Origin of the sequence: Sanguibacter keddieii DSM 10542 (assembly GCF_000024925.1) — a bacterium.
Lineage (GTDB): Bacteria > Actinomycetota > Actinomycetes > Actinomycetales > Cellulomonadaceae > Sanguibacter > Sanguibacter keddieii.
In genome coordinates this window covers 3708682-3734412 of record NC_013521.1, presented here as the reverse complement: position 1 = coordinate 3734412, position 25731 = coordinate 3708682, and the positions used below count along the sequence as shown (strand labels likewise).

At 72.5% G+C, this 25731-nt stretch carries 16 protein-coding genes and 1 pseudogene; 12 read left to right on the top strand and 5 right to left on the bottom strand.

Translation table 11 applies throughout. From position 1 onward, the window contains the following. Positions 1–105 precede the first annotated feature (105 nt). Positions 106–9798 carry a choice-of-anchor G family protein gene (locus tag SKED_RS16420; RefSeq protein ID WP_012868306.1) on the top strand — a complete coding sequence of 3231 codons (9693 nt, stop codon included), beginning with the start codon at positions 106–108 and terminating at the stop codon, positions 9796–9798. Positions 9799–9919: 121 nt separating this feature from the next. Here SKED_RS16420 and SKED_RS16415 read toward each other — a convergent pair whose 3' ends face one another. Next, entirely contained in the window at positions 9920–10735 is an 816-nt protein-coding gene (locus tag SKED_RS16415; RefSeq protein WP_012868305.1) for a formate/nitrite transporter family protein, read from the bottom strand. A gap of 126 nt (positions 10736–10861) precedes the next feature. On the opposite strand from SKED_RS16415, the gene SKED_RS16410 reads away from it, so the two are divergent. Continuing rightward, positions 10862–11941: an NADH:flavin oxidoreductase/NADH oxidase gene (locus tag SKED_RS16410; protein WP_012868304.1), complete on the top strand. Its 1080-nt coding sequence runs from the start codon at positions 10862–10864 to the stop codon at positions 11939–11941. A 10-nt stretch (positions 11942–11951) separates the two neighbouring features. Here the strand turns inward: SKED_RS16410 and SKED_RS16405 are convergent, their stop codons facing one another. The 3 genes from SKED_RS16405 to SKED_RS16395 all read right to left on the bottom strand — a co-directional run bounded on the left by SKED_RS16405 (position 11952) and on the right by SKED_RS16395 (position 15527). Then, positions 11952–13373: an NAD-dependent malic enzyme gene (locus SKED_RS16405; RefSeq protein ID WP_012868303.1), complete on the bottom strand. Its 1422-nt coding sequence runs from the start codon at positions 13371–13373 to the stop codon at positions 11952–11954. Positions 13374–13465: 92 nt separating this feature from the next. Next, the gene (locus SKED_RS16400; protein ID WP_012868302.1) at positions 13466–14308 is read right to left on the bottom strand and encodes a DUF3800 domain-containing protein; all 843 of its coding nucleotides are present in this window, start codon (positions 14306–14308) and stop codon (positions 13466–13468) included. A gap of 391 nt (positions 14309–14699) precedes the next feature. Then, positions 14700–15527, bottom strand: coding sequence for an HAD family hydrolase (locus SKED_RS16395; protein WP_217167903.1), 828 nt, complete (start codon positions 15525–15527; stop codon positions 14700–14702). Positions 15528–15702: 175 nt separating this feature from the next. Between SKED_RS16395 and ssd the strand changes: the two genes are divergently transcribed. From ssd to SKED_RS16355, 9 genes and pseudogenes are all read left to right on the top strand, one after another. Further along, positions 15703–16632: a septum site-determining protein Ssd gene (gene ssd, locus SKED_RS16390; RefSeq protein ID WP_012868300.1), complete on the top strand. Its 930-nt coding sequence runs from the start codon at positions 15703–15705 to the stop codon at positions 16630–16632. Then, positions 16629–17819, top strand: a complete 1191-nt coding sequence (locus tag SKED_RS16385) for a TadA family conjugal transfer-associated ATPase (RefSeq protein WP_012868299.1) — start codon at positions 16629–16631, stop codon at positions 17817–17819. Before ssd ends, SKED_RS16385 begins: the two co-directional genes overlap by 4 nt. Beyond that, positions 17816–18535 (top strand): type II secretion system F family protein, encoded by a 720-nt coding sequence (locus SKED_RS19190; protein WP_012868298.1) that lies wholly within the window; start codon positions 17816–17818, stop codon positions 18533–18535. The genes SKED_RS16385 and SKED_RS19190 overlap by 4 nt, the downstream gene beginning before the upstream one ends. A 119-nt stretch (positions 18536–18654) precedes the next feature. Next, complete coding sequence (locus tag SKED_RS16375; RefSeq protein WP_245534582.1) at positions 18655–19122, top strand: type II secretion system F family protein; 468 nt, start codon at positions 18655–18657, stop codon at positions 19120–19122. Positions 19123–19284: 162 nt separating this feature from the next. Beyond that, complete coding sequence (locus SKED_RS20890; RefSeq protein ID WP_012868296.1) at positions 19285–19767, top strand: DUF4244 domain-containing protein; 483 nt, start codon at positions 19285–19287, stop codon at positions 19765–19767. A 154-nt stretch (positions 19768–19921) separates the two neighbouring features. Then, positions 19922–20251: a TadE family type IV pilus minor pilin gene (locus tag SKED_RS16365; protein WP_042438151.1), complete on the top strand. Its 330-nt coding sequence runs from the start codon at positions 19922–19924 to the stop codon at positions 20249–20251. Further along, a pseudogene (locus tag SKED_RS20935) lies at positions 20140–20712 on the top strand (Rv3654c family TadE-like protein); the annotation flags it as partial. The gene SKED_RS16365 and the pseudogene SKED_RS20935, both read left to right, overlap by 112 nt. Before the next feature lie 263 nt (positions 20713–20975). After that, entirely contained in the window at positions 20976–21932 is a 957-nt protein-coding gene (locus tag SKED_RS20795) for an RNA polymerase sigma factor (protein ID WP_012868294.1), read from the top strand. 144 nt (positions 21933–22076) lie between these two features. Then, complete coding sequence (locus tag SKED_RS16355; protein ID WP_012868293.1) at positions 22077–23363, top strand: aspartate aminotransferase type Ic; 1287 nt, start codon at positions 22077–22079, stop codon at positions 23361–23363. A 119-nt stretch (positions 23364–23482) separates the two neighbouring features. Here SKED_RS16355 and SKED_RS16350 read toward each other — a convergent pair whose 3' ends face one another. Further along, positions 23483–24619, bottom strand: coding sequence for a DNA alkylation repair protein (locus tag SKED_RS16350; protein ID WP_217167901.1), 1137 nt, complete (start codon positions 24617–24619; stop codon positions 23483–23485). Positions 24620–24790: 171 nt separating this feature from the next. Here SKED_RS16350 and SKED_RS16345 point away from each other — a divergent pair, with 171 nt between their 5' ends. Continuing rightward, on the top strand, positions 24791–25705 hold the full coding sequence (locus SKED_RS16345; protein WP_012868291.1) for a YwqG family protein: 915 nt from the start codon (positions 24791–24793) through the stop codon (positions 25703–25705). Positions 25706–25731: the final 26 nt, after the last annotated feature.

The window sequence follows — 25731 nt, the reverse complement described above, 5'->3', positions numbered from 1 at the left end:
CGACGCGCCCGGAGCGCGCGTGCGACCAGGTCAGAGACGACCTGGACGTACGCCAGCGACGGTCTGTGCGGCGCTCGGCGGAAATGGTCACGAGGGGACACTGACATGCATCACGAGAACACGCTGCGGCAGCGCACGAGGACGGTCGGGCGGCGGCTCGCCGCCATGGTCGCGACGGTCGGCCTGGTGATGATCGGGTCGCTCGTCACGCCCGCGTCCGCGCTCGAGACGGACAGCGCCGAGGCCGAGGGGCGGGTGGTGAGCGGCGGCGGGACCATCAACCTCGACGGCATCGCCAGCCTCGCCCCCGCCTACAGCGCCGACCCGAGCGCGCCGGGCACCGTCGCGAGCCCGCTCCAGCTCTCCGTCCTCAACACCCTCGGCATCGACCTCGGCGGCGGCGTCCAGCTGTTCGGGCCCAACGGCGTGATCGCCGTCGGTGCCCTCGAGCAGTACGCCACCACGAGCGACGAGGCGTCGTACGCCGCGTCCGGCGCCATCACGCAGGACGGGGCCATCGCCGTAGGTGGTCGCGGACCGCAGGACAACGCCTCCGTCGACGTGACCCAGCTGCTCGGCAGGGCCGGGGTCGCGCCGATCACGCAGGGACTCATCTCCCAGCTGCGCGTCGAGCTCGGAGCCCTCTCCGCGAACGCCGAGTCCGTCGGCGACGCGCTGGCGACCGGCGACTACCAGATCGCCGACGGCACCCTGATCTTCACCAGCCCCGTGGTCTCGACGCTCACGACCGACCTCGGGACCGTGCTCACCAACCTCTCGACGACCACCAACGCGATCACCGGTCCGACCGGTTCGCTCGGCAGCCTGCTGCCAGGCATCGCGAACGGTCTCGTGACGCCGCTCGCCAACGCGCTGCGGCCGCTGACGGCCGGTCTCGTCAACGTCACGAACGTGAACCTCACGGCCGGGCTGAACGTCAACCTCAACACCGCGCTCTCGGCCATCACCGCACAGCCGCTGACCAGCCCGGACAGCGCGGTGAGCATCAACTTCGCCACCGGCGAGGTCCGCGCCGACATCGCGCGGCTCATCGCGAACTCGCAGGGCGGCCCGTACGACGGCACCCTCAACAACCTCGCCCCGAACACCGAGATCCTCTCGACAGACCTCATCCAGGCCGCGCTCGACGGTGCCGTCGGCACGATCCTCGACCAGGTCCCGGCTCTGCTCGTCAACACCGCGACCGGGACGCTCAACAGCACCGCGATGAGCCTGCGCCTCACGGCCAACGCCGCCGTCGGCTCCGGGGTGCTGGCCGTCCCGCTCGTCAACATCGACCTCACCGTCAACGGCACCGTCGGCCAGTTCCTCGGGCTCCCCGGAGCCGGGGCCCCCACCATCGACGCCCGCCGTACCTCCGCGCTGGGGCTCGTCCCGATCGGCACCCTGCTGACGCCGATCCTCGGTGTCGTCACCGGGACGCTGCTCCCCGCCATCGTCACACCGCTCGCCAACGCGATCACCGGCGTCGGCATCCTCGACACCGCCTTCCGTCCGCTCGTCACCACGGCAGGGACGGCTCTGGCTCCCGTCGTCGGCGTCATCAACCAGGTCCTCTCGATCACCGCGAACGTGCAGGAGGCCGGCGACTTCACGGCGCCCGGAGGCTTCGACGACGGCGCCTTCACGCAGCGTGCCGTGAGCATCGACCTGCTGCCCCTGCTGGGTACGCCGCTCGCCGAGGTCGACCTCGCGTCGGCGACCGTCCGCTCCGCAGTGATCCCTGCGGTCGAGGTCGCGATCACCGCGCCGGCCGACGGTGACGTGCTCACCGTCCCGAGCTCGGGCGCGACGGTCGACCTGGCCGTCACCGGCACCGGTGAGATCGGCGCCGACGTCTCCGTCGCGGCCCCCGGGCTGACGACGCAGACCACCACCGTCGCCCCCGACGGCACCTGGACCGTGACCTTCCCCGCTGCCGGGGTGGGTTCCTACGCGATCACCGCCACGCAGGACGCGGACGGCGAGGTCAGCACGGCCGTCGTGAACGTGTCCGTCGAGGTCGGCGAGATCGACGACGTCACCATCACCGCACCCACGGACGGGACGGTCGTGACCGTACCGGTCGGCGGGACGACCGACGTCCTGGTCACCGGCTCCGGGCAGATCGGCGCGAGCGTCGTCGTCGCCCTCCCGGGCCAGACGTCGCAGACCGTGACGGTCCAGCCCGACGGCACGTGGACCGCCACCTTCGTCGGCGTCGGCGCCGGCAGCTACGACATCACCGCGACGCAGGCCGTCGGGAACCAGACGAGCTCGGCCGAGACGACTGTCGTGGTCGACGAGGTGCTGGCCGTGGGGATCACCCTGCCCGCACCCGGGACGGTCCTCACCGTCCCCGACGTGGCCGACACCACGACGCTCACCGTGACCGGTACGGGAGACCCCGGCGCAGACGTCGTCGTCTCCGTGTCCGGGCAGGCCGACCAGACGGTCCCTGTCGGACCCGGCGGCACCTGGAGCGCTACGTTCACCGGGGTGGGCGTCGGCGACTACACGGTCACCGCGACCCAGACCGTCGGCGACCAGACCACCGACGCGACGACCGACGTGTCGGTCGTCGTGGGCGTGGTGGCCGACGTGGCGATCACCCTGCCGACAGACGGGGCCGTGCTCACGGTGCCCGACGCCGGCAGCCTCGTCGACGTCGCGGTCACCGGAACAGGCGAGGTCGGCGCGGACGTGCTCGTCACCCTCCCCGGCTGGCCCGACCAGAGCACGACGGTCGGCGCAGACGGGACCTGGACGGTCACGTTCCCCGGTGTCGAGCTCGGGGCTCGCACCATCACCGCGACCCAGACCCTCGGCTCGTCGACGTCGGTCGCAGCCGTCGACATCACGATCGAGGTCGGTGACGTCGACGACGTGACCATCACGGCACCGACCGACGGACAGGTGATCACCGTCCCCGCAGGGGCGACGTCCCCGCTCGTCACCAGCGGCGCCGGCCAGATCGGTGCCTCCGTCGTGGTCTCCGTGACGGGGCAGCCCGACCAGACCGTGACCGTCGGACCCGACGGCACCTGGACCGCCACCTTCCCCGCCCTCCCGGAGGGCACCTACACCGTCACCGCGACGCAGGACCTCGGTGACGGCAGCACCGCCACGGTCACCGTCGAGATCGACGCCGTGACGCCCGTGGTGGTCACCGCACCGGTCGACGGCAGCACCACCACCGTCCCCACGGGCGAGACGACGGACCTGGTCACCACCGGCACGGGCGAGGCCGGCGCCGACGTCCTCGTCTCCGTGACCGGTCAGACCGACCAGACCGTGCCGGTCAGCCCCGGTGGCACGTGGACCGCGACCTTCCCGGGCCTCGGTGCGGGTGACTACACCGTCACCGCGGCGCAGGTCGTCGGCGACCAGAGCACCACGAGCAGCGCGACCGTCTCGGTCGTCGAGGCCGAGCCCGTCGTGATCACGGCGCCTGGGGACGGCGACGTCCTCACGGTGCCGGTCGGCGGCTCGACCGACCTCGTGATCACCGGCTCCGGCGAGATCGGCGCCCAGGTGGTCGTCGCGGCGTCGGCCGCCGGCCAGCTCACCACGACCGTCGGCCCCGACGGCACCTGGACCGTGACCTTCCCCTTCCTCGGGGCCGGTCCGCGCACCGTGACCGCCACCCAGACCGTCGGTGACCTGGTCACCGACGACGAGATCACGGTCGACATCGTCGCCGTCCCGGCCGTCACGATCACCGCCCCGACCGACGGGACGGTCGTCACCGTGCCCGTCGACGGGACCACCGACCTGCTGGTGACCGGTACCGGTGCCGTGGACGCGAGCGTCCTGCTCACCGTCCCCGGCCTGGCCGACCAGACCGTCACCGTCGGCCCGGACGGCACGTGGACCGCGAGCTACACCGGCCTCGGCGAGGGCAGCTACCCGGTGACCGCGACGCAGACCGTCGGGACCCAGACGACTACGGTCACCGTGGCCGTCGAGGTCACCGAGGTCGACGCCCTGACCATCACCAGCCCGGCTGACGGCGCCGTCCTCTACACCTCGACCGGTCAGCCGGTCGGCCTGGTCGTCGAGGGTACCGGCGAGGTCGGTGCGAGCGTCACCGTCTCGGTGTCCGGCCAGCCGGACCGCGTGACGACCGTCGACGCCGACGGCACGTGGGGCGTCACCTACTCCGCGCTCGGAGCCGGGGCGTACAGCTTCGTGGCGACCCAGCTGGTCGGCGACCAGCTGAGCTCGCAGACCGTGGACGTCGACGTCGTCGAGGTCGACCCGGTCGCCATCACCGCCCCGCTCGACGGTGACGTCGTCACCGTCCTGCCCGGCGGCTCCACCGACCTCGAGGTGACCGGTACCGGCGAGATCGGCGCAGAGGTCGTCGTCTCGGTCACCGGGCAGGACGACCAGACCGTGACGGTCGGGCCGGACGGCACCTGGACCGCGACCTTCCTCGGGCTCCCCGAGGGCGCCTACGAGGTGGCAGCCGCCCAGCTCGTCGGCGACCTGCCGACCGTGGCCCTGGTGACCGTCACCGTCGAGGCCGAGGCCGTCGACGCGGTGACCATCACGGCACCGCTCGACGAGGCCGTGCTGAACGTCGCCGCCGGCGAGACCACGGACCTCGTGGTCACCGGCTCCGGCGACGTCGGCGCCGAGGTGGTCGTCTCCGTCACGGGCGAGGTCGACCAGACCGTGACCGTCGAGGCTGACGGCACGTGGACGGCGACCTTCCCCGGTATCGGGGAGGGGACCTACACGGTCGGGGCGACCCAGACGGTCGGCGACGACGTCACGGACGCGGCCGTCACGGTCGTGGTCGACGGTGTCGACGCCGCCACCATCACGGCACCCGTCGACGGTGCGGTGCTCACCGCACCTGCCGGAGGGACGGCCGACCTGACCGTCACCGGTGCAGGTGACCCCGGCGCCGAGGTGGTCGTCTCCGTCACGGGCGAGGTCGACCAGACCGTGACCGTCGAGCCTGACGGCACGTGGACGGCGACCTTCCCCGGACTCGCGGAGGGCGCCTACACGATCGACGTGACGCAGACCGTCGGCGGCGTGACGAGCTCCGACTCCGTCACCGTCGAGGTCGACGGGGTCGAGTCCGCGACGATCACGGCGCCGCTGGACGGCGAGGTCGTCTCCGTACCGGCAGGCGAGACCACGGACCTGGAGGTCACCGGGACCGGTGACCCCGGCGCCGAGGTGGTCGTCTCGGTCACGGGCGAGGAGGACCAGACCGTGACCGTCGAGCCCGACGGCACGTGGTCGGCGACCTTCCCCGGGATCGGCGAGGGCGAGTTCGACGTCACGGTCACCCAGACCGTCGGCGACCAGACCACCACCGAGACCGTCACCGTCGTGCTCGACGGGGTCGACGCGGTCACCGTGACCGCGCCCGTCGACGGCAGCCTGGTCGGCGTGCCGACCGGCGAGACCGTCGACCTCGACGTCACCGGCACCGGTGACATCGGTGCTGAGGTCGTCGTGACCATCGACGGCGAGGGCGACCAGACCGCCACGGTCGGTCCCGACGGCACCTGGACCGTGACCTTCCCCGGTCTCGCGGCAGGGACCTACGAGGCGACCGCGACCCAGACGGTCGGCGGCGTGACGAGCGTCGAGACCGTGACGGTCGAGGTCGTGGACGTCGACGAGCTCACCGTGGTCGAGCCGGTCGACGGTGACGTCATCGGCGTCGCCGTCGGCGGGACGACGGACCTCGAGGTCACCGGCACCGGTGACGTCGGCGCGGACGTCGTCGTCACCGTCACCGGTCAGGACGACCAGACCGTGACCGTCGGCCCCGACGGCACGTGGACCGCGAGCTACACGGGTCTCGGCGAGGGCACCTACGCCATCACCGCGACGCAGACCGTCGCGGGCCTCGTGAGCACGGTCGAGCTGACCGTCGAGGTCGACGGCGTCGACCAGGTCGCCATCACGGCACCGACGGACGGCACGGTCTACTCCGTCCCGCTCGACGGCAGCACCGACCTGGTGGTCGAGGGCACCGGAGACGTCGGCGCGGACATCATCGCGTCGATCCCCGGCCAGCCGGACCAGGAGACGACCGTCGGACCTGACGGCACCTGGACGGTCACCTTCCCCGGCCTCGAGGTCGGCACCTACGAGGTGACCGCGTCGCAGCTCGTCGCCGGCCAGCTGAGCACCGCCGAGGTCTCGGTCGAGGTCGAGGTGGGCACCATCGAGCAGGTGACGATCACCGCGCCCGTCACGGGCGACGTCATCACCGTCCCCGAGGGCGACACGACTGATCTCGTGGTCTCCGGGACCGGCGAGGTCGGCGGCGAGGTCGTCGTGAGCATCCCTGGCCAGGACGACCAGGTCGCGACCGTCGAGCCTGACGGCACGTGGACCGTGACCTTCCCCGGTCTCGGAGAGGGCACGTACACGGCGACCGCGACCCACACCGCAGAGGGCCAGACCAACACGGCGGTCGTCACGGTCGAGATCGACGGGGTGGTGCCGGTGACGGTCACCGACCCCGCTGACGGCGACGTGCTGACCGTCCCGGTCGGCGGGACCACGACGCTCGTGGTCACGGGCACCGGCGACCCGGGGGCCGACGTGCTCGTCGAGGTCTCGGGCCAGCCCGACCAGACGGTCGAGGTCGGACCCGACGGCACCTGGACGGCGACCTTCCCAGGTCTGCCGGCCGACAGCTACGACATCACGGTGACCCAGACGGTCGGCGACCAGACCACCGTCGTGGAGCTCACGGTCGAGGTCGACGCCGTCGAGGCGGTCACGCTCGACGAGCCGGCCGACGGCGACACCCTGGCGGTCCCGGCCGGCGAGACCACAGACCTGGTGGCCTCCGGCACGGGCGACCCGGGCGCAGAGGTCGAGGTCACCGTGACCGGCCAGCCGGCCCAGACGGTGACCGTCGAGCCCGACGGCACCTGGACCGCGACCTTCCCGGGTCTCGGCGAGGGCACCTACACGGTGACGGTCTCGCAGACCGTCGGCGACCAGACCACCTCGGAGTCCGTCACGGTCGAGGTCGACGGCGTCGACCTGGTGACCGTCACGGCACCGGCCGGCGGGAGCTCGCTCCCGGTGGTCGAGGGCGGGACGCGGGACCTCGTGGTCTCGGGCACCGGTGACGCCGGGGCCGAGGTCGTGGTGTCCGTCGAGGGCGAGGACGACCAGACGGTGACCGTCCAGCCGGACGGCACGTGGACGGCGACCTTCCCCGGCATCGGGGCAGGCACCTACGAGATCACGGCGTCCCAGACCGTGAACGGCCTGGACAGCTCCGCGACCCTCACGGTGACGGTCGACGAGTTCGAGGCCGTCGTGGTCCTCACGCCGGCCGACGGCGACGTCGTCGGTGTCCCCGAGGGCGAGACCCTCGACCTCGACGTGACCGGCACCGGTGACCCCGGCGCCGAGATCGTCGTGAGCATCCCGGGCCAGCCGGACCAGACGACGACCGTCGAGCCCGACGGCACCTGGACCGTGACCTTCCCGGGCCTGCCCGCGGAGACCTACGAGGTCACGGTCACCCAGACCGTGGGCGACCAGACCACCACGGAGACCATCACCGTCGAGATCGACGGCGTGGTCCAGGTGGCCGTCACGGCACCGACCGACGGGAGCGACCTCCCGGTCGTCGCGGACGGCACGCGGGACCTCGTGGTCTCGGGTTCCGGTGACATCGGGGCCGAGGTCGTCGTGTCCGTCGACGGTCAGACCGACCAGACGGTGACCGTCCAGCCGGACGGCACCTGGACGGCGACCTTCCCCGGCATCGGAGAGGGCACCTACGAGATCACGGCCACGCAGACCGTGAACGGGCAGACCAGCACCCAGACGGTGACGGTGACCGTCACGGAGGAGGTCGACGTCCTCGAGGCGGTCGCGATCCTCACGCCGGAAGACGGCGACACCATCGTCGTCCCGGCCGGCGAGACCGTCGACCTCGACGTGACCGGCTCGGGTGAGCCCGGGGCCGACGTCGCGGTGACCGTCGAGGGCCAGGGCGACCAGACGGTGACCGTCCAGCCGGACGGCACGTGGACGGCGACCTTCCCCGGTATCGGAGAGGGCACCTACGAGATCACGGCCACGCAGACCGTGGGCGGCCAGACCACGACCGACACGATCACCGTGGTCGTCGACGAGGTCGCGCCGGTCGCGATCGTCACGCCGGCCGACGGCGACGTGTTCCGGGCGCTCACCAGCGACGGGGTCGACCTGGTCGTCACCGGCACCGGTGACGTCGGTGCCGACGTCGTGGCCTCGCTGTCCGGTGCTGAGGACCAGACCGGCACGGTCGGGCCGGACGGCACCTGGACGGTGACCTTCCCCGGGCTCCCCGAGGGCACGCACGAGGTGGTCGCCAGCCAGCTCGTCGGTGACCAGAGCACCTCGGACACGGTGACGGTCGAGGTCGACACGGTCGACGACGTCGTCATCACCAGCCCGGCCGACGGTGAGGTCTTCGACCTCCCCGACGGCTCGGACACCGTCGACCTGCCGGTCGTCGGTGACGGCGAGGTCGGCGCAGACGTCCTCGTGTCCGTCGAGGGTCAGGACGACCAGACGGTGACCGTCCAGCCGGACGGCACCTGGACGGCTGACTTCCCCGGTCTGGGCATCGGCACCTACGACGTGACCGCCACCCAGACGGTCGACGAGCTCACGAGCACCGACGAGGTCGCGGTCGAGGTCGCCCTGGAGATCCAGGAGATCAGCCCGGTGATCATCACCTCGCCGGCTGACGGCACCGTCCTGCGGGTCCCGCCGGGCGAGGTCACCGACCTCGTCATCGAGGGCGAGGGCTTCGCGGGGGCCGACATCGAGGTCACCGCGACCGGCCAGGAGGACCTGGCGACGACGGTCGCCGAGGACGGCACGTGGACGGCTACCTTCGCCGACGTCCCGACGGGCACCTACGCGATCACCGCGTGGCAGATGGCCGACGGCACCGTCACGAACGACTCGATCGTGCTGGTGGTCGACGACGCGGAGATCGTGGACGTGGACATCACCTCGCCGCTCGACGGTGACGTGCTGGCAGCCCCCGAGGGCGGCACGACGCAGCTCGTCGTCGTCGGCACCGGGGAGCCCACCGCGGACGTCGTCGTGACCGTCCCGGGTCAGGAGCCCGTCCCCACCGTCGTCTCCGACGACGGCTCGTGGACGGTCACCTTCCCCGAGATCGGGGCGGGTGCGTACACGGTGCTGGCGACCCAGACCATCTGGGACGAGACGAGCACCGACCTGGTGAACGTCCTCGTCGAGTCCGAGGTCAGCGGCGTCGGCGCACCGTTCGCGACGGTGAAGTTCCCGCTGCTGGTCCGTGGCACCGGGATGGTGCAGGAGGTCTACGGCACCGACTTCGTCCCGGGCGAGACGGTCTCCGGCGAGGTCCGGTCGACCCCGCTGCCGCTGGCACCGGCCGTAGCCGACGCCGAGGGGAACGTCACGCTGACCTTCCTCGTCGACGAGGACTTCGAGGTCGGGACGCACCAGGTGTTCCTCACGGGCAGCGAGTCCGGGCCGCTCGGACCGGACCAGCTCGCGACGGGCTTCGTGGTCATCGACGCGACAGACGGCGTGATCGTCGGTCCTGACGGGTCGGTCATCACCCTGCCGGGTGGCTGGATGCCTGGTGGTTCCGGTGGCTCTGGCGCCTGGGGCGGCAACGGGAGCGGGTCGGGCCCGCTGGCCCGGACCGGTGCTGACGACCTCGCGGTCGGCCTGCTCTCCGGGACGCTCCTGCTCCTCGTGGGCGGAGGGATGCTCGCGGTGCGGCGCCGTCGTACCGGCGCCTGACCGGGAGCGGGCGCGCCCCCTCGCCGCCCGCACCCCGGCACCGGTCGGCGGAGCTCCTGCTCCGCGCTGAGAGGACTGCCCTCGCACCAGACGGTGCGGGGGCAGTCCTCGTGCTACCGGGTCACCGTGCTGCCGGCGTCGTGGGCGCCGAGGCGGTCACCGCGCGGAGAGGGCCGGCGACCACGGCGTAGCCGAGGCCGACGACCACCGCGCCGCCGACGAGGTTGCCGAGACCGACCACGGTCATGTTCCGGGCGAACTGGCCCCAGGTGGCCTCGGGGTCGCCGCCCAGGAGGCCCAGGCCGTAGGTGGTCATGTTGGCGACCACGTGCTCGAAGCCCGAGGTGATGAAGGCGAGCAGGCACCAGAAGATGACGAACATCTTGGCGCCCTCGGAGGTGAGCCTCGCGCAGGACCAGATGGCCAGGCACACGAGGACGTTGCAGAGCACGGCGCGGAAGAACAGCTCGGTGCTGGTCTCGTGGGCCTTGGCGGCGAGCATGGACGCGATCATCTTCCCGCCGGGGGTCTCGGGGCCGAGGACCCCGGAGAGGTGCACCAGGGACGCGAAGGCGAAGGCACCGAGGATGTTCGCGGCGAAGCTGAACGCCAGGGTGCCGGCGCCCTGACCCCACCGGATCGAGCGCCCGACGGCCCCCTGGGTCAGCGTCATCATGTTCGACGTGGCGAGCTCGCCCCCCGCGATCACCACGAGCGTCAGCGCGATGCCGAACACCAGGCCGGACACCAGCTTGGTCGCGGCGGACCCCTGGTCGAGGAACGGCCCCGCCGCGGAGACCATGAGGACCACGGCGACGCCGATGTACGCGCCGCCCATCATCCCCTGGACGGTGTAGGCGAGGGGGCGTCGCGTCGCCGCGACCTTGGTCTGCGCGACAGCGCGCTGGTACGCGAGGGTCTCCGGGATGGTCAGCACACGACAAGGGTCTCCCCGTACGACGGCGGATTCGTGGGACCAATGGCCTCGGTGGTGCCGGGACGGGACACCGTCGTCCGCCGCGGCCGAGGAATGCGACGTCGCGGCGTCGCGTTGCCACCTCACATGACCTCACCGCTGCTCTTCGAGCCCCTCACGCTGCGCTCCGTCACCTTCCCCAACCGGGTCTGGCTCGCACCCATGTGCCAGTACTCCGCGGTCGACGGGGTGCCGGGGGACTGGCACCTGGTGAACCTCGGGGCGCGCGCCCAGGGCGGCTTCGGGCTCGTGGTCGCCGAGGCCAGCGCAGTCGTCCCCGAGGGGCGCATCACCCCGCAGGACACCGGGATCTGGTCGCAGGAGCAGACCGAGGCGTGGGGACGCGTCGTAGACTTCGTGCACTCCCAGGGCGCGCGGGCCGGCATCCAGCTCGCGCACGCCGGCCGCAAGGCCTCGACCTTCCGCCCGTGGAGCGAGCAGCGCGGCTCCGTGCCCACGGACGACGGCGGCTGGGAGACCGTCGGGCCCTCCGACGAGGCGTTCCCCGGCTACTCCGCCCCGCGCGAGATGACCGTCGCCGAGATCCAGGCCGTCCCGGGTGCCTTCGCCGACGCAGCGGTGCGGGCCCACGAGGCAGGCTTCGACGTGGTGGAGATCCACGCCGCGCACGGGTACCTGCTGCACCAGTTCCTGTCGCCGCTGTCCAACCGGCGCACCGACGGCTACGGCGGGTCCCTCGAGGCGCGCTCGCGGCTCCTCGTCGAGGTGACGGACGCCGTCCGGGCCGAGTGGCCCGCCGACAAGCCGCTGTTCGTCCGCGTCTCCGCCACTGACTGGCTCCCCGACGGCCTCTCGGTCGACGACGTCGCGCAGGTGTCCAAGGTGCTCGGCGAGCACGGCGTCGACCTCGTCGACGTCTCGACCGGTGGCAACGCGCCCGCCCAGATCCCGGTCGGCCCGGGCTACCAGGTGCCCGCCGCGCGCGACGTCCGGGGCGTGGCCGGGATCCCGGTGAGCGCCGTCGGCCTCATCACCGAGCCCGCCCAGGCCGAGCAGGTCCTCGCAGACGGCTCGGCCGACGCCGTGATGCTCGGCCGCGAGGCCCTGCGCGACCCCCACTGGCCGCTGCGCGCCGCGCACGAGCTCGGTGTGCCCGTCGAGGACGCGCGGTGGCAGCCGCAGTACGTGCGGGGGGCGTGGGTCTGACGAGAGGCTGTCAGACGGACGCGGCGTGTGCCGCGTCCGCCTCGGCCTCAGCACGCGCGGTGGCCTCGACTGCTGCGGCGACGAGCGTCGTGACCTCGGGGTTGAACACGCTGGGGACGATGTAGGTGGGGTTGAGCTCGTCTTCGTGGATCACGGAGGCGAGCGCCTTCGCGGCGGCGAGGAGCAGGGACTCGGTGACCTTGCTGGAGCGCGCGTCGATGAGTCCGCGGAATACCCCGGGGAAGGCGAGCACGTTGTTGATCTGGTTCGCGAAGTCGCTGCGGCCGGTGCCAACGATGGTCGCGTGCTTCGCAGCCTCGTCCGGGTCGACCTCGGGGGCGGGGTTGGCCATCGCGAAGACGATGGACCCCTCGGCCATGGTCGCGACGTCGTCGCCCGAGATGACGTTCGGGGCAGAGACGCCGATGAACACGTCCGCGCCGGCGAGGGCCTCCTTGAGGGTCCCGGTGAAGCCGCGGGGGTTGGTGTTCTCCGCGGTCCAGCGGAGCGAGTCGGCGAGTCCCGGGCGCGCGGTGTGGATGACGCCGTCGATGTCGGCCACGACCACGTCGCGGGCCCCGGCGGCCAGGAGCAGCTTGAGGACGGCCGTGCCGGCGGCCCCGGCCCCGGACAGCACGATCTTGACGTCGGGCAGGTTCTTGCCGACCACGATCAGGGCGTTGGTGAGCGCGGCGAGGGCGACGATCGCGGTGCCGTGCTGGTCGTCGTGGAACACCGGGATGTCGAGCTCGGCGCGCAGGCGGCGCTCGATCTCGAAGCAGCGCGGTGCCGAGATGTCCTCGAGGTTGATGCCGGCGAACACTGGGGCGATGGCCTTGACGGCCGCGACGATCTCGTCGACGTCGGTCGTGTCGAGGGCGATCGGGAACGCGTCGATGTCGGCGAAGCGCTTGAACAGTGCCGCCTTGCCCTCCATGACGGGGAGGGAGGCGAGGGGGCCGATGTCGCCGAGGCCGAGAACCGCGGTGCCGTCGGTCACGACGGCGATGGTGTTGCGCTTGATGGTGAGGCGGCGGGCGTCCTCGGGGTTCTTGGCGATGGCCTGGCAGACGCGCGCGACGCCCGGGGTGTAGATCATCGAGAGGTCGTCGCGGTTGCGGATCGGGACCTTGGACTCGATGCGCAGCTTGCCGCCGAGGTGCAGCAGGAACGTGCGGTCGCTGACGGGGCCGACCTTGACCCCGGGGAGCGCACGGAGCCCGTCGACGATCTCGGTGGCGTGCGTGTCGCCGCGGGTGGCGCAGGTGACGTCCACGGAGATGTGGTCGGAGTGCGACGCGGTGACGTCGAGCCCGGTGACGATCCCGCCGGTGTGCTCGATGGCTGTGGTCAGCTCGCTCACCGCCGTGGGGCGGGCCTCGACCTCGAGGCGGACGGTGATGGACGAGGAGACGCTGGGCGCGGAGGTCATCCGGCAACCCTAGTGACAGTCTGTCCGGGATGTCGCGCTGGAGCGGCGATGAGACGGAGGCGTCCATTGGTCGGAGGGGTGGGAGGGCGCGCTCAGGGGACGGTCCGGCTGTCGAGGTTCCCCGCGAGTTCTGGGCGGCAGCTGACCGGGTCCATCCTGAGGATGCTGCTGTGGTGGACTGGCGGGCCGGAGAGCAGATGAAGCTTCGACTCGTAGGTGAACATCCCCTGGAGATGGTCGGCAAAGTACCGAGGAGCCCATCCGAAGGGCGAGTCCTCGACGAGCTGGTAGTGCGAGGACCTGGTGATGAGTGCGCAGATCCAGTCGGCGAGCTGCACCCCTGAGTTCAGGTTGCTCTCGATGTGCAGCGGCGCCTCGACGATCCGACGCATCTCCTGGCGGTCGCGTCCGTAGATGTGTGCGTACATCTTCGCGACGAGCTCTCTGCGAGTCTTGTCGGTGATCGCGTCCATGAGGATCAGAAGGTCGTCGTCCGACCTGTCGGCATGGGTGCAGAGCCTGTCGATCGTCTGTTTCAGAGCGTCGAGGGCGATCACGTTTGCTTCTCGACCGGTCTGAGCAAGTGTTCCTCTCTGCTTCTCGTCTCCGTAGTAGAAGATCTGGCCGCCGAGGGCCTTCAGCTGCCTGACGAGCCCGGTGAACGCCCGGACCTGTCCCGGGTACTTCTGGATGCTCCCAGTGCTGAAGTACTCCGAGCCCTTGCGTTCCCACTGAGCGGGTGTGGCTGAGGACTCGATCTCAGTGCGGAACAGAGAGGTCTTCACCTTCTTGAACGCTGACCCCAGACGCCTGGCGTTGTTCGCCGGGAGGACGAACCCTGCGTAGCCGAAGACGGGATGGTGCCCGAACTTCTTGTGGCCGTCTTCGATGTACGGGCCGATGTGGCCGAACTCGTCGAGATACGCGATCAGCATCCATCTCCCCTCAACGCAAGAACCCACGCCTGGGCGTGGGTTCTCCGGAGTGGCGCGTGCCCCGTGTCTCAGAGGTCGCTACCGATGTCCAAGATAACCGGTATGGGAGAGTCGCGCAAGCGGGGTCTCCGCGCAGGGGCCAAAGATCCGCCCGGTGCACGCACCGACGGCGCCCCTCTCACGAGGGACGCCGTCGATCAGACGCGGGTGGTCAGGTATCAGGCGTGCACTCTCGTAGCTGCTGCTCCAGGTCCAGCCTGGTCAGCATGTCCTCACGGGGACCGGTCGCGCGTGGGTTCTGTCCACCTGTGCTGTTGTTCTTCCTTTGTACTCCCTGTGCGAGGGCCTGTGAAGGGGGTCGTATACATCCGTGCCGGGCTGTGTCGGGCCCTCAGGCGCCCCGTCGGCGCAGCGCGCGCCAGAGGACGAGGGCGGCACCGGTCCCCACCAGCACCGCGGCTCCCGCGGCGACCGACGCACGGGGGGAGATGGCCCGGCGGAGCGCGACGGGCCGGTTGAAGGTGAGCACGCCCCAGCCCTCCTCGGCGGCGAGGCGACGCAGCGTGCGGTCAGGGTTGACGGCGAAACCGTGCCCGACCGAGTCGAGCATCGGGGCGTCGGTGATCGAGTCGGAGTAGGCGTAGGAACCGTCGAGGTCGTAGCCGTACTCCGCGGCGAGCCGGTAGATCTCCGCGGCCTTGTTGTCCCCGTAGGCGTAGAAGTCGATCCCACCCGTGTACCGACCGTCGACGACCTCCATGCGGGTCGAGACCGCGTGGTCGGCGCCGAGCATCGCGGCGATCGGCTCGACGAGCTCGGCGCCCGAGGCAGACACGACCACCACGTCGCGACCGGCGGCACGGTGCTGCGCGATGAGCTCGACCGCCTCGGAGTACACGTAGGGGTCGATGAGCTCGTGCAGGGTCTCGGCCACGATCGATGAGACCTGCTCGACCGGCCAGCCGGTCACCATGGACGACAGGTGCGCGCGCATCCGCTCGGTCTGGTCCGCGTCGGCGCTGCCCACGAGGAACAGGAAGTGCGCGTAGGCCGCACGCAGCACGGCGCCGCGGGACAGCAGCCCTCCGGCGAGGAACGGCCGGGAGAACGCCGCAGTCGACGACGTCGCGATGATCGTCTTGTCGAGGTCGAAGAACGCCGCGGTGCGCCGACCCGCCGGACGTCGCACAGGACGGTCCGGGGCGGAGGGAGAGGTCACAGGCCGAGCCTAGCGCTCGGCAGGCATCCGTCCCTGGTCTGGTCGGGGCTCGGTCCGGCGCACGGCCAGACGGACGGCCGAGACTCGCCGTCCACAGGCTGCTGGTCCGGCGCGACCGTCCCCGACCGCGACCTCGTCCCTCGCCGTGCGGGCGCTCCTCGACGACCGTGGGCCCATGATCACCGCGAGAGACCTGCCCGACGGACCTCCTGGCACTGCCCGCGCGTGGCCGGGCACGCACGCTGCGTCCGGCCTGCACCTGGCGGCGGGTGTCGACGAGATGACGCGTCGCCGGAGCGACCTCCCGCAGAGCCGTCTCCCACCCGGCGACCGACCACCGGGCGGAGCCGTCGTCGTCGGTGTGGTGGCGGCGCGCGGAGGGGCCGGGGCGTCGACCCTCGCGGCGGCTCTCGCCGCAGCTGCCGTCCGAGCCGGTCGGCGCACGGTCCTCGTCGACGGCCGCCACACGGGAGCAGGGGTCGACGTCCTCCTGGGCATCGAGGAGGAGCCGGGCCTGCGCTGGGCGGACCTCAGCGAGGCGCGGGGCGAGGTCGACCCGGACCGCCTGGTCGACCTGCTGCCGCAGTGGTCCGGTGCGCGTGTGCTGAGCACCGACCGCGTCCGCGCGCTGCCCCGGCCCGACGAGGTCGAACCGGACGTCCTGCGCGCCCTCGCGCAGGCCTGCGACGTCGTGGTCCTCGACCTCCCGGCGGACCGGGTCGTCCTGAAGGCCGGGACCTGCCACGCGGTCGTCGTGGTCGCCCGGTGCGACACGCTGTCGGTCGCGGGAGCCCAGTCGATCGGCGCCCGGCTCGACGGCGACGGCTCACCTGCGACCGGGATCGTGTGCCGCGGACCGGCCGTCGGCCGCCTGCTCCCGCACGACGTCGCGAGTGCCTCCGGGCTCGAGCTCTGGGGCGAGCTCGTGACCGACCGTTCCCTCGAGGCCGCCGTCGAGGCAGGAGCCGGTCCGGTCGTCCGCCTGCCGCCGCGTCGCGGAGACAGGCGTGGCCGGTCCGCGGGAGCCACCTCGCTCGGCGGCGTGGCGGCCACGCTCGACGCCCACCTGCACGCGCTCGCCACCGCCCGGCCCACCGTCCGATGAGCCCCGCCGGCGGCGAGCTGCTGCACGGGGTCCGCGACCGGCTCGCCGGCAGCGGGCCGCACCCCACCCGCGCCCAGGTGGTCGACGCCCTCGAGGCGGGGGACGTCCTGCTCGGCAGCACCGCCCTCGACGAGCTCCTCGGTGTGGTCCGGGCCGAGCTGTTCGGTGCCGGGCCGCTCCAGGCGCTGCTCGACGACCCTGCGGTCACCGACGTGCTCGTCAACGGCCCCACCGAGGTCTGGGTCGACCGCGGCGCCGGGCTGGACCGGGCACCGGTCGACCTCGGCACGGACGACGACGTCCGCGAGCTCGCCGTGCGGCTCGCGGCCGCAGGTGGTCAGCGCCTCGACGACGCGAGCCCGACGGTCGACGCGCGGCTGCCGGACGGCACCCGGCTGCACGCCGTCCTCGCGCCCCTGTGCCCCGCGGGGGCCGTCGTCTCGTTGCGGACGCTGCGCTCCCAGGCCTTCACCCTCGACGAGCTCGCCGCGGCGGGGACGGTCCCACCGGGGTGGGTCGCGGTCCTCGAGGCCCTGGTGGCGGGACGTGCGTCCTACCTGGTCTCGGGTGCGACCGGGACGGGGAAGACCACGCTGCTGGCCTCCCTGCTGTCGCTCGTCCCACCCACGGAGCGCATCGTCACCATCGAGGAGGCCAGGGAGCTCGTCCCGACGCACCCGCACGTCGTGCCCCTCACTGCCCGCCACGCCAACGTCGAGGGCACCGGTGGGGTCGGTCTCGCCGACCTCGTGCGGACCGCGCTACGCATGCGCCCGGACCGCATCGTCCTCGGGGAGTGCCGCGGCGCGGAGGTGCGAGACGTCCTCACGGCGCTCAACACCGGCCACGCCGGGGGCAGCGCGACCATCCACGCCAACACCGCCCGGGACGTCCCTGCCCGTCTCGAGGCCCTCGCCGCGCTCGCCGGGATGTCGTCGTCCGACCTCGTCGCGCAGGCCGTGAGCGCCTTCGACGCCGTGCTGCACCTGCGCCGGGGCCGTCCAGGCCCGTCGGTGACCGCCGCGGGGGAGACGGCCCGGGCACGTCGCTACCTGGAGGAGGTCGCCGTCGTGACCCGCGACCAGGGCGGACGCCTCGAGGTTAGGCCCGCGCTCACCTGGGACGGCGACGGCACCCCCTACCGGCACGCCGGGTGGGAGCACCTCGCCCGCAGGCTCGGGCTGTGACGGCGGGCGGCTGGGCGGCGCTCGCGGAGCCCGTCGCCGCCGGGGCTCTCATGGCGGCTGGGGTGGTGGTCGCCGCAGGGGTGGTGGGACCTCGCCGGGCACGGGAGCTGCGGCAGGTCAGCGCTGCGTCCCGGGTGCGAGGTGCCGTGCTCGGGGTCTCGCGGGGGCCGCTCGGGAGGCTCGTGCGCAGGGCGGGCGGCGGTGACCGCGTCGTCGGGGCGCGGGACGTGCAGGTGGTCATCACCCAGGTCGCAGGTCTGGTGCGCAGCGGGATGCCGCCGGACCGGGCGTGGGCGGGCGTCGGCGTGACGGTCCGGCCGGACGGGATCCCCACGCCTGCCGACCTCCTCCACCTCACCTCCGACGCGTCGCAGGCCCGGGCGGTGGTCGCGGCCTGCCGGCTCGCGCAGCAGGTGGGCGCCCCGATCGCTCCGGTGCTCGACTCGATCGTGGCCACCCTCGTCGCCGCCGCAGAGTCCGCCGCGGAACGGGACACCGCGCTCGCGAGCCCGCGGTCGACGGCCCGGCTGCTCCTGTGGCTCCCGGCAGCCGGAGCCGTCGTCGCCACGGTCCTCGGGGCCGGTCCGGTGCAGCTGCTCCTCGGTGGTGGTCCGGCAGTCCTCGCACCGGTCACCGGGGCACTGCTGCTCGCGGTCGGCCGCTGGTGGACACGTCGCCTCGTCCAGGCGGCCGTCGGCGACCACCCGGCAGGGTGACAGCGGTGCTCGGTGCGGTCGTCACCGGAGGTGCCGTAGGCATCCTCGTCTGGTGCGCGACCGCGCCGTGGCGAGGGCCCCGGACGCCGCGCACCACCCGCCGTCAGCACGTGGGGTCCGTGCCTCCGCCGGGTGCGGACGACCTCGGTGCCGCCGCCGTGGACCCCACGGTCGTGCTCGACCTCCTCGGTGCCGCGCTCGGCGCGGGTGCCGGCGTCCCGAGAGCCCTCGGTGCCGTCGGGAGCTCGGTCGGCGGGCAGGACGGGGAGGCGCTCGAGCGGGCGGGCGCGGCGCTGCTGCTCGGTGCGGGGTGGGGACCGGCCTGGGAGGGCGCACCCGCGAGGCTGCGGCCGGTCTCCGAGGCCCTGAGGCCCGCCTGGGTGCACGGGGCGCCGCCCAGGGACGCGCTGCGGGTCGCGCGCGAGCGCATCGCCCACGACGCCCGCACGAGGGCCAGGACGGCCGCCGCCCGGCTCGGGGTGCGCCTGGTGCTGCCGCTCGGCCTGTGCCTCCTGCCGGCCTTCGTCCTGCTGGGGCTCGTCCCGGTGGTCGTGGCGCTCGGGTCCGGTCTCGTCGGTGGGACCTGACGTCGGTGGGACCTGACCTCGCTGTCCACAGGCGGAGGAGCGGCGGGCACCGCCCACAGCGGGCGTCTGGTCGCGAGCGGTCAGGGGACCGGGCGGTCGAAGGTGGGGGCAGCTCGCAACCGAGCACCACCACCGACCGACCCGAGACGACAGGAGAGCACCATGACGACCATGACCACCCCGGCGGCCGGCACGCAGCCGCGCCCCGCACAGACCAGCGACACCGCACACGGAGGGACAGACGCCGCGAGTACCGGTACCGCGCGGACCTGCACCGCTACGACCCACGGGGTGACGGCCCCCGGGGTGACGACTCACGGCGCCACCACCCGCGGTGTCACTCGCGGCGTCACGGCTCACGGCGCGGCGACGCACAGCACGACGGCCGACTGCACGGAGAGCTGCACCTGCGGTGCTGTCGACCGTGCACCGCGGTCGGCGGGCGGCGGCCTCGCGGCAGCCGGGCGCCGACGTTGGGAGACGGTGGTGGCCCCGGGGAAGGACGCGGGGATGGCGACCGCCGAGTACGCGATCGCGATGATCGCGGCCGTGGGCTTCGCGGGTCTGCTCGTGGCCGTCCTCACGAGCGCGACGGTCCGTGAGCTCCTCACCGGGCTCGTCACCTCCGCTCTCAGCTACGGCTGAGTCGATGGTGCGGCGGCCACGGTCACGACGACGCCTGTCCTCGGGCGGGACCCCGCCCGCTGGGCACCAGGGCCCGGGCGACAGGGGTAAGGCCCGCTGGGTTGGGAGACGCCGGCAGGGCGACAGGGGAGCCTGGCGCAGCGACAGGGGAGCGGTGACGGCGGAGCTCGCCGTGGCGCTGCCCGCCGTCGTCCTCGTCCTCGCAGCCCTCGTCGTGGTCGTGGCCGCTGGCTCCGCGCAGGTGCGGGTGGTCGACGCCGCCCGTGCCGGCGCGAGAGTCGCGTCAGCCGGGGAATCTCCGGCCCGTGTCGACGAGGTGGTGACCCGGGTCGCAGGACCGTCGGCGACAGCGACCGTCGACGAGTCGGGGGTATGGGTCAAGGTGACGGTGCGCGCCTCCGTCACCGGCGGCTGGTTCTCCGGCCCGCTCGGGGTCACGGCGACCGCGACGGCGTGGCTCGAGTCCGCGGTGGGTGCACCGTGATCCGGGAGCCAGGCGCCCCGGGTGGTGGGAGCGCGCAGGGCGCTCGCGGTGACGGATCTGACCGGGCGACCGGATCGCCCGGAGGGACTCGTCCGCCCCGAGAGATGCCGGGGCTCCCAGCAGCCAGCAGTGGGCGCTGGCGCTCGGTGTCGGGGGACCGAGGGGCCGGCACCGTCCTGGTCCTCGGGCTCGTCGGAGGGGTCGCGGCGCTCACCCTCGTCGTGGCTGCCCTCGTCGGGGTGGTGGCCGCGCGTGGGGCCGCGCAGTCCGCTGCCGACCTGTCGGCGCTCGCGGCTGCCGCGGCCGTCCAGCGGGGCGACGGCGACCCCTGTCTGCGGTCGACGCGGGTGGCGGAGCGCAACGGGACGCAGCTGGTGCGCTGCGGGTGCGACCCGGACCGCTCCTGCACGGTCGAGGTCCGCCGGGGAACCGGTCTCGGCCAAGACGCGGTGGCTACGGCCCGAGCCGGTCCGGCCTCCGCGCGGTCTGGACGGCGAGCAGCACCTCGGGTCTCGGGACAGCGGCCGACCCGTCACCTACGCAGACGGCGACGGTTCACCCGCCCCCAGAGGTACTGCACCACCCATTGTGTGTCGATCTGTGCCCACGGATCCGTGGACCACCCCCCGCTGGGCAGCAGCGGGGCGCACACTGTTCTCGACGAGCCGCGCGATCCCGCCGGTCACGAGGCGCCACGACACGCGTACGCAGGAGAGGAGGGACCGTGGGCAGAGCAGAAGACCCGACCGTGCCCGCCGCCCTCACCGCGTCGTCGGCTGACCCGGTCCTGCCTCGTGGTCCCGAGCGCGCGGCCTCCGAGGGGATCGCGAAGACAGCCGACCCGCTGCTCGTCGAACGTGTCCGTCAGGGGGACGTCGACGCGTCGCTCGTCCTGTGGAGACGGCACGCCGACCTCGCGCGGGCGCTCGCGGTCCGGCACTCCGCCACCGCCCACGACCACGGAGCGCACGGTGCACGGCTCGAGGGCGCAGACGCCGACGAGGTCGAGGACCTCGTCAACAGGACCTTCGCGCGGATGCTCCGCGAGATCGCGAGCGACCAGGACCCCGTCGCACCGTTCCTCCTCTACCTCTACAGCACGCTCAGGCTCGAGGCCGGGAGCGTGCGGGGGACCGCGCCCGCGGAGCCTGCGGTGCTGCGGGCGTTCCGTCGGCTGCGCGGGTCCTACCAGACCGTGCTCTGGTACTCCCAGGTCGAGCCCGTCGCTCCGGAGACGCTCGGGGTCGTCCTGGGGCGTGATCCTGACGAGCTCGTGCTCGGGCTGAACAACGCGACGAGCCGCCTGCGCTCGGAGTGGATCGCCGAGATCGTCGCCGACCCGACCACACCGGACACCTGTGCCTGGCTCACCCTCCGTGTCGACGCCTACGACGCGACCATGCTCAGCGAGCTCGCCGAGCAGCGGTACATCCGGCACATCAACCGCTGCGAGACCTGCCCCAAGACCGTCGTGGACCTCGACAGGTTCCCCGAGATCCTCGGGACGACCGTACGGGGGCTGATCGCCGGGCTGACGAGCGCCACCTCGGCCGCCCCCGCTCCGGTGCGCGCCGTCGCCCACCCGACGCCTGGTCTCAGGCCGGGCCCCGTACCCGGACGTGCGGCCAGCGCCGCTGCCGGACCGCGGACACGAGCCCGGGGCGGCCACGAACCCCACTAGGATCGGCAGTGCACCGCGACGGTGGCCAGCCGCAGCGGTGCACGGTGCAGGTCGGCGGCGTGCCCGCGTGACCGGTACCGAGCCTTCGTCAGAGACCTTCACCACGCGAGCCCGGCTCCCCGAGCCGGCGAGAGGTTGTCCCGGATGCCACAGCAGGTCGCGATCGAGTCCCTCAGCCACGACGAGCTCGTCGCCGAGCACGAGAAGCTCTCCGCGCGCTACGCGGACCTCGTGTCGACGGGCCTCACCCTCGACCTGACGCGCGGCAAGCCCGCGCCCGAGCAGCTCGACCTCTCGGACGCGCTCCTCAGCCTGCCCGGCGGGCACGACGCAAAGGACGGCCACGGCACCGACTGCCGCAACTACGGCGGCACCGCAGGTCTCCCGGAGCTCCGCGCGATCTTCGCCGAGCTCCTCGGTGTCCCCGCGGCGCAGCTCCTCGCCGGCAACAACGCCAGCCTCGAGATCATGCACGACCTCGTCGTCTTCGGCCTGCTCCACGGCACACCGGACTCGGAGCGCCCCTGGTCGGCCGAGCCGGTTGTGAAGTTCCTCGCCCCGAGCCCCGGCTACGACCGCCATTTCGCGATCACCGAGTCCTTCGGCATCGAGATGATCCCGGTGCCGCTCGGTGCCGACGGCCCGGACATGGACGTGGTCCGCGCGCTCGTCGCCGACGACCCGTCGATCAAGGGCATCTGGACCGTCCCGACGTACGCCAACCCGACCGGTGCGGTGTACTCCGAGGAGGTCACCCGGGCGCTCGTCGAGATGCCGACCGCGGCACCCGACTTCCGGATCTTCTGGGACAACGCCTACGCCGTCCACACCCTCGTCGAGCAGGCGCCGACCCAGCACGACATCGTCGGTCTCGCGGCAGCCGCGGGGAACCCGAACCGTCCCTACGTCTTCGCGTCCACCTCGAAGATCACCTTCGCGGGCGCGGGCGTGAGCTTCTTCGGGTCGTCGGCCGACAACGTCGCCTGGTACCAGGAGCACCTGTCCAAGAAGAGCATCGGTCCCGACAAGGTCAACCAGCTCCGCCACCTGCGGTTCTTCGGGGACGCCCAGGGGGTCCGTGACCACATGGCCAAGCACCGCGAGATCCTCGCCCCGAAGTTCGCCCGCGTCCTCGAGATCCTCGAGGCGCGCCTCGGTGGCACCGGGGTCGCGACCTGGACCACCCCCGAGGGCGGGTACTTCATCAGCCTCGATGTGGTCCCGGGAACGGCTCGACGCGTCGTCCAGCTGGCCAAGGAGGCGGGCATCGCGCTGACGGCTGCCGGCTCGGCCTTCCCGTACGGCAAGGACCCGGACGACACCAACATCCGCCTCGCCCCGAGCTTCCCGTCCCTGGAGGACGTCGCCACGTCGATGGACGGCGTCGCGACCTGCGCGCTGCTCGCCGCCGTCGAGGCACGCCTGCGCTGAGCGCGTCGCACGACGCGAGCAGCGGCACCAGACCCGGCACGAGCAACGGCATCAGACCACGACGAGACCAGGGGACCTAGTCCGCCGGCCTGCGACCCCGTGGTCTCGGCCAGGCGACCTCAGTCTGCGGCTGCGTCGAGAAGCTCGAAGTCGACCCGCCCACCGTGGACGCCGTTGACCTGCAGCTCGATGGCGTGCGTCCCCGGGTGGTACCGGCGTGTGGTGATGACCTTGAAGGAGTGGCTCCGGGCCAGGCGCAGGGTCTCGCCCGGCGCCAGCTCTGCGGTGGTGAGCTTGAAGACCTTGGTGGTCTGCAAGCCGTTCGCCTTGCGGTGGTGCACCACGTAGTCGACCACGACGCGTGCTGCTGCTTGCCCATCGTTGGTGATCGCGGCGCTGAACCCCAGGCGCTCGCCCACCCGCACCTCGTCGGCGTCGATCGCGAGGTCGACGGTGACGTGGGGTGTCGGTGCGAAGCCGAGCAGTGCGAGCGCCTCGGGGTCGCCGCGCTTCACGAGCGTCCGCAGCGCGTGCCGCACGAGCGGGAGCGTCGTCGGTGCCGGGTCGGCGAGCCAGCGGCCCGCGGTCTCGACCGTCACCGCGGGATCCTTGCGGCTGAGGTCGTTGAGGTGGTTCGCGACGGACCGGCGGACGTACTCGCTGTCGTCGCGGTAGAGCGCGTCGAGGATCGGCAGGGTCGCGTGGGCGTCGGCGGTCAGCGCTGGAACCTGCGTCCCCCAGGGCAGGTGGCGGCGGGTGCCCTCGCTCGCGAGCCGACGGACGTGCTCGTCGTCGCTGGTGGTCCACCGCAGGGCGGCCGCGAGCGACCGGTCGAGGTCGTGGGTGAGCAGCGGCCGCACCGCGAACTCCGCGGTGAGCCGACCGGTCAGCGCCGCCTGCAGGTCGAGGGCGGTATCGAGCGCCTCGGCTGTCCCGTCGGCGATGGCCCGTGCACTCACGGCCTCCGTCACCGGCCAGACCATCCACCCGGTGAAGCGGTCGTCGTCGAGGCAACGGTGCACGAGGGACGCGAGGTCGTCGACGGTGCCGGGCACGTTGGCAAGGATCGCGTCTCTGACGAGGAGTGCGCGGTCACGCAGGGCGAGCGGCGCGAGAGCGCCAGCGCCCGCCCTGACGTGCGGCACGGGCGTGCCCGGGGCGGCAGTCTCGAGCACAGCGACGAGCCCGAGCACGGCGTCGGACCCCAGCAGCTCGTCAGCGAAGGGCACAGCATCTCCCGAGGTCGTGGTGCTCACCCGCGGTCCCGCGGCTACGGCCGACCTTAACGGCCCCCGCCGACACGCGGGGCGACTCACCTCACGTGCTCGACCCCGAAGCCGATGTGGGATGTGGACCACCGTCGAGCCGCTCCGCCGGAGCTGCGTGACCCACGACGGGCGCGACACCTGACCTCGGAGGAGACGACCATGACCAGACTCCCGCGCACCCCGGTGACCGCTGCGTCGCGGGCTCGAATCATCGAGTGGTTGGGGTCGCCCGAGATCCGGGCGAAGTTCTTGGCCGACGGCCTGAAGTTCTCGCTGCTGCTGCTCGACCAGTACGAGGCCGGGGTCGATCGGATTCTGGCCGAGCGGGCAGAGCTCGGTGAGCTCTCCTGGCTCGGAGGTCCGGCGCTCGGGCCGCTGGACTGGCCTCGCAACCAGGGCGGAGAGCCGCTCGCACACATCGCGACGATCCTGCTCACCGAAGCCCAGGCGCTGCTCGAGTCGCGTGACTTCGTCGAGAGGGACTGGCCTGAACCTGGCGCGCGGCTCCCCGCCACCGGGTACCTCGAGGTGTTCCACCACCTCGGCACCTACGGGAACCCGGAGGACGACGGTACGGGCGGGTGGCTCGTGCGTCACGTGCCCTCCGACGGCGTGACTTTCGCGCCTCTGGTGGAGGGCCCGGACGACCTGGACCTCCCCCACGAGGTGTGTCAGCCCGTTCTCCTGGGCACAGGATTCAGCGTGCCGCGGGCTATCGACATGGTGCACGCAGACAAGGCCGCCTTCGAGGCGGCAGAGCGGGTCGACGAGGAGACCGACGCGGCGTGGACGGCATGGCGGCGGGGCGTGGAGAAGGTGGGCCCGCCGGTGTTCCCGGCCTCTCGCCTCTACGGGCACAGCGAGGCCGGGACCGCCTACGCCGTCGACGTGCTCCAGCAGGTCAGGCCGCTGAAGGACGAGTCGGACTCGTACGTGCTCCTGCTGAGCATCGAGAGCTGGACCCACTTCGACGGGTGGTTCGGTGACGCGGGGAGCTTTGAGGTCTGGATGCGCGCGAGCGACCTCGAGTCTCAGCGCTTCGAGGACGCCTGGTGCATGATCCGGACCGACTGACGGTCGCTGAGCGTCAGGTCGCAGGT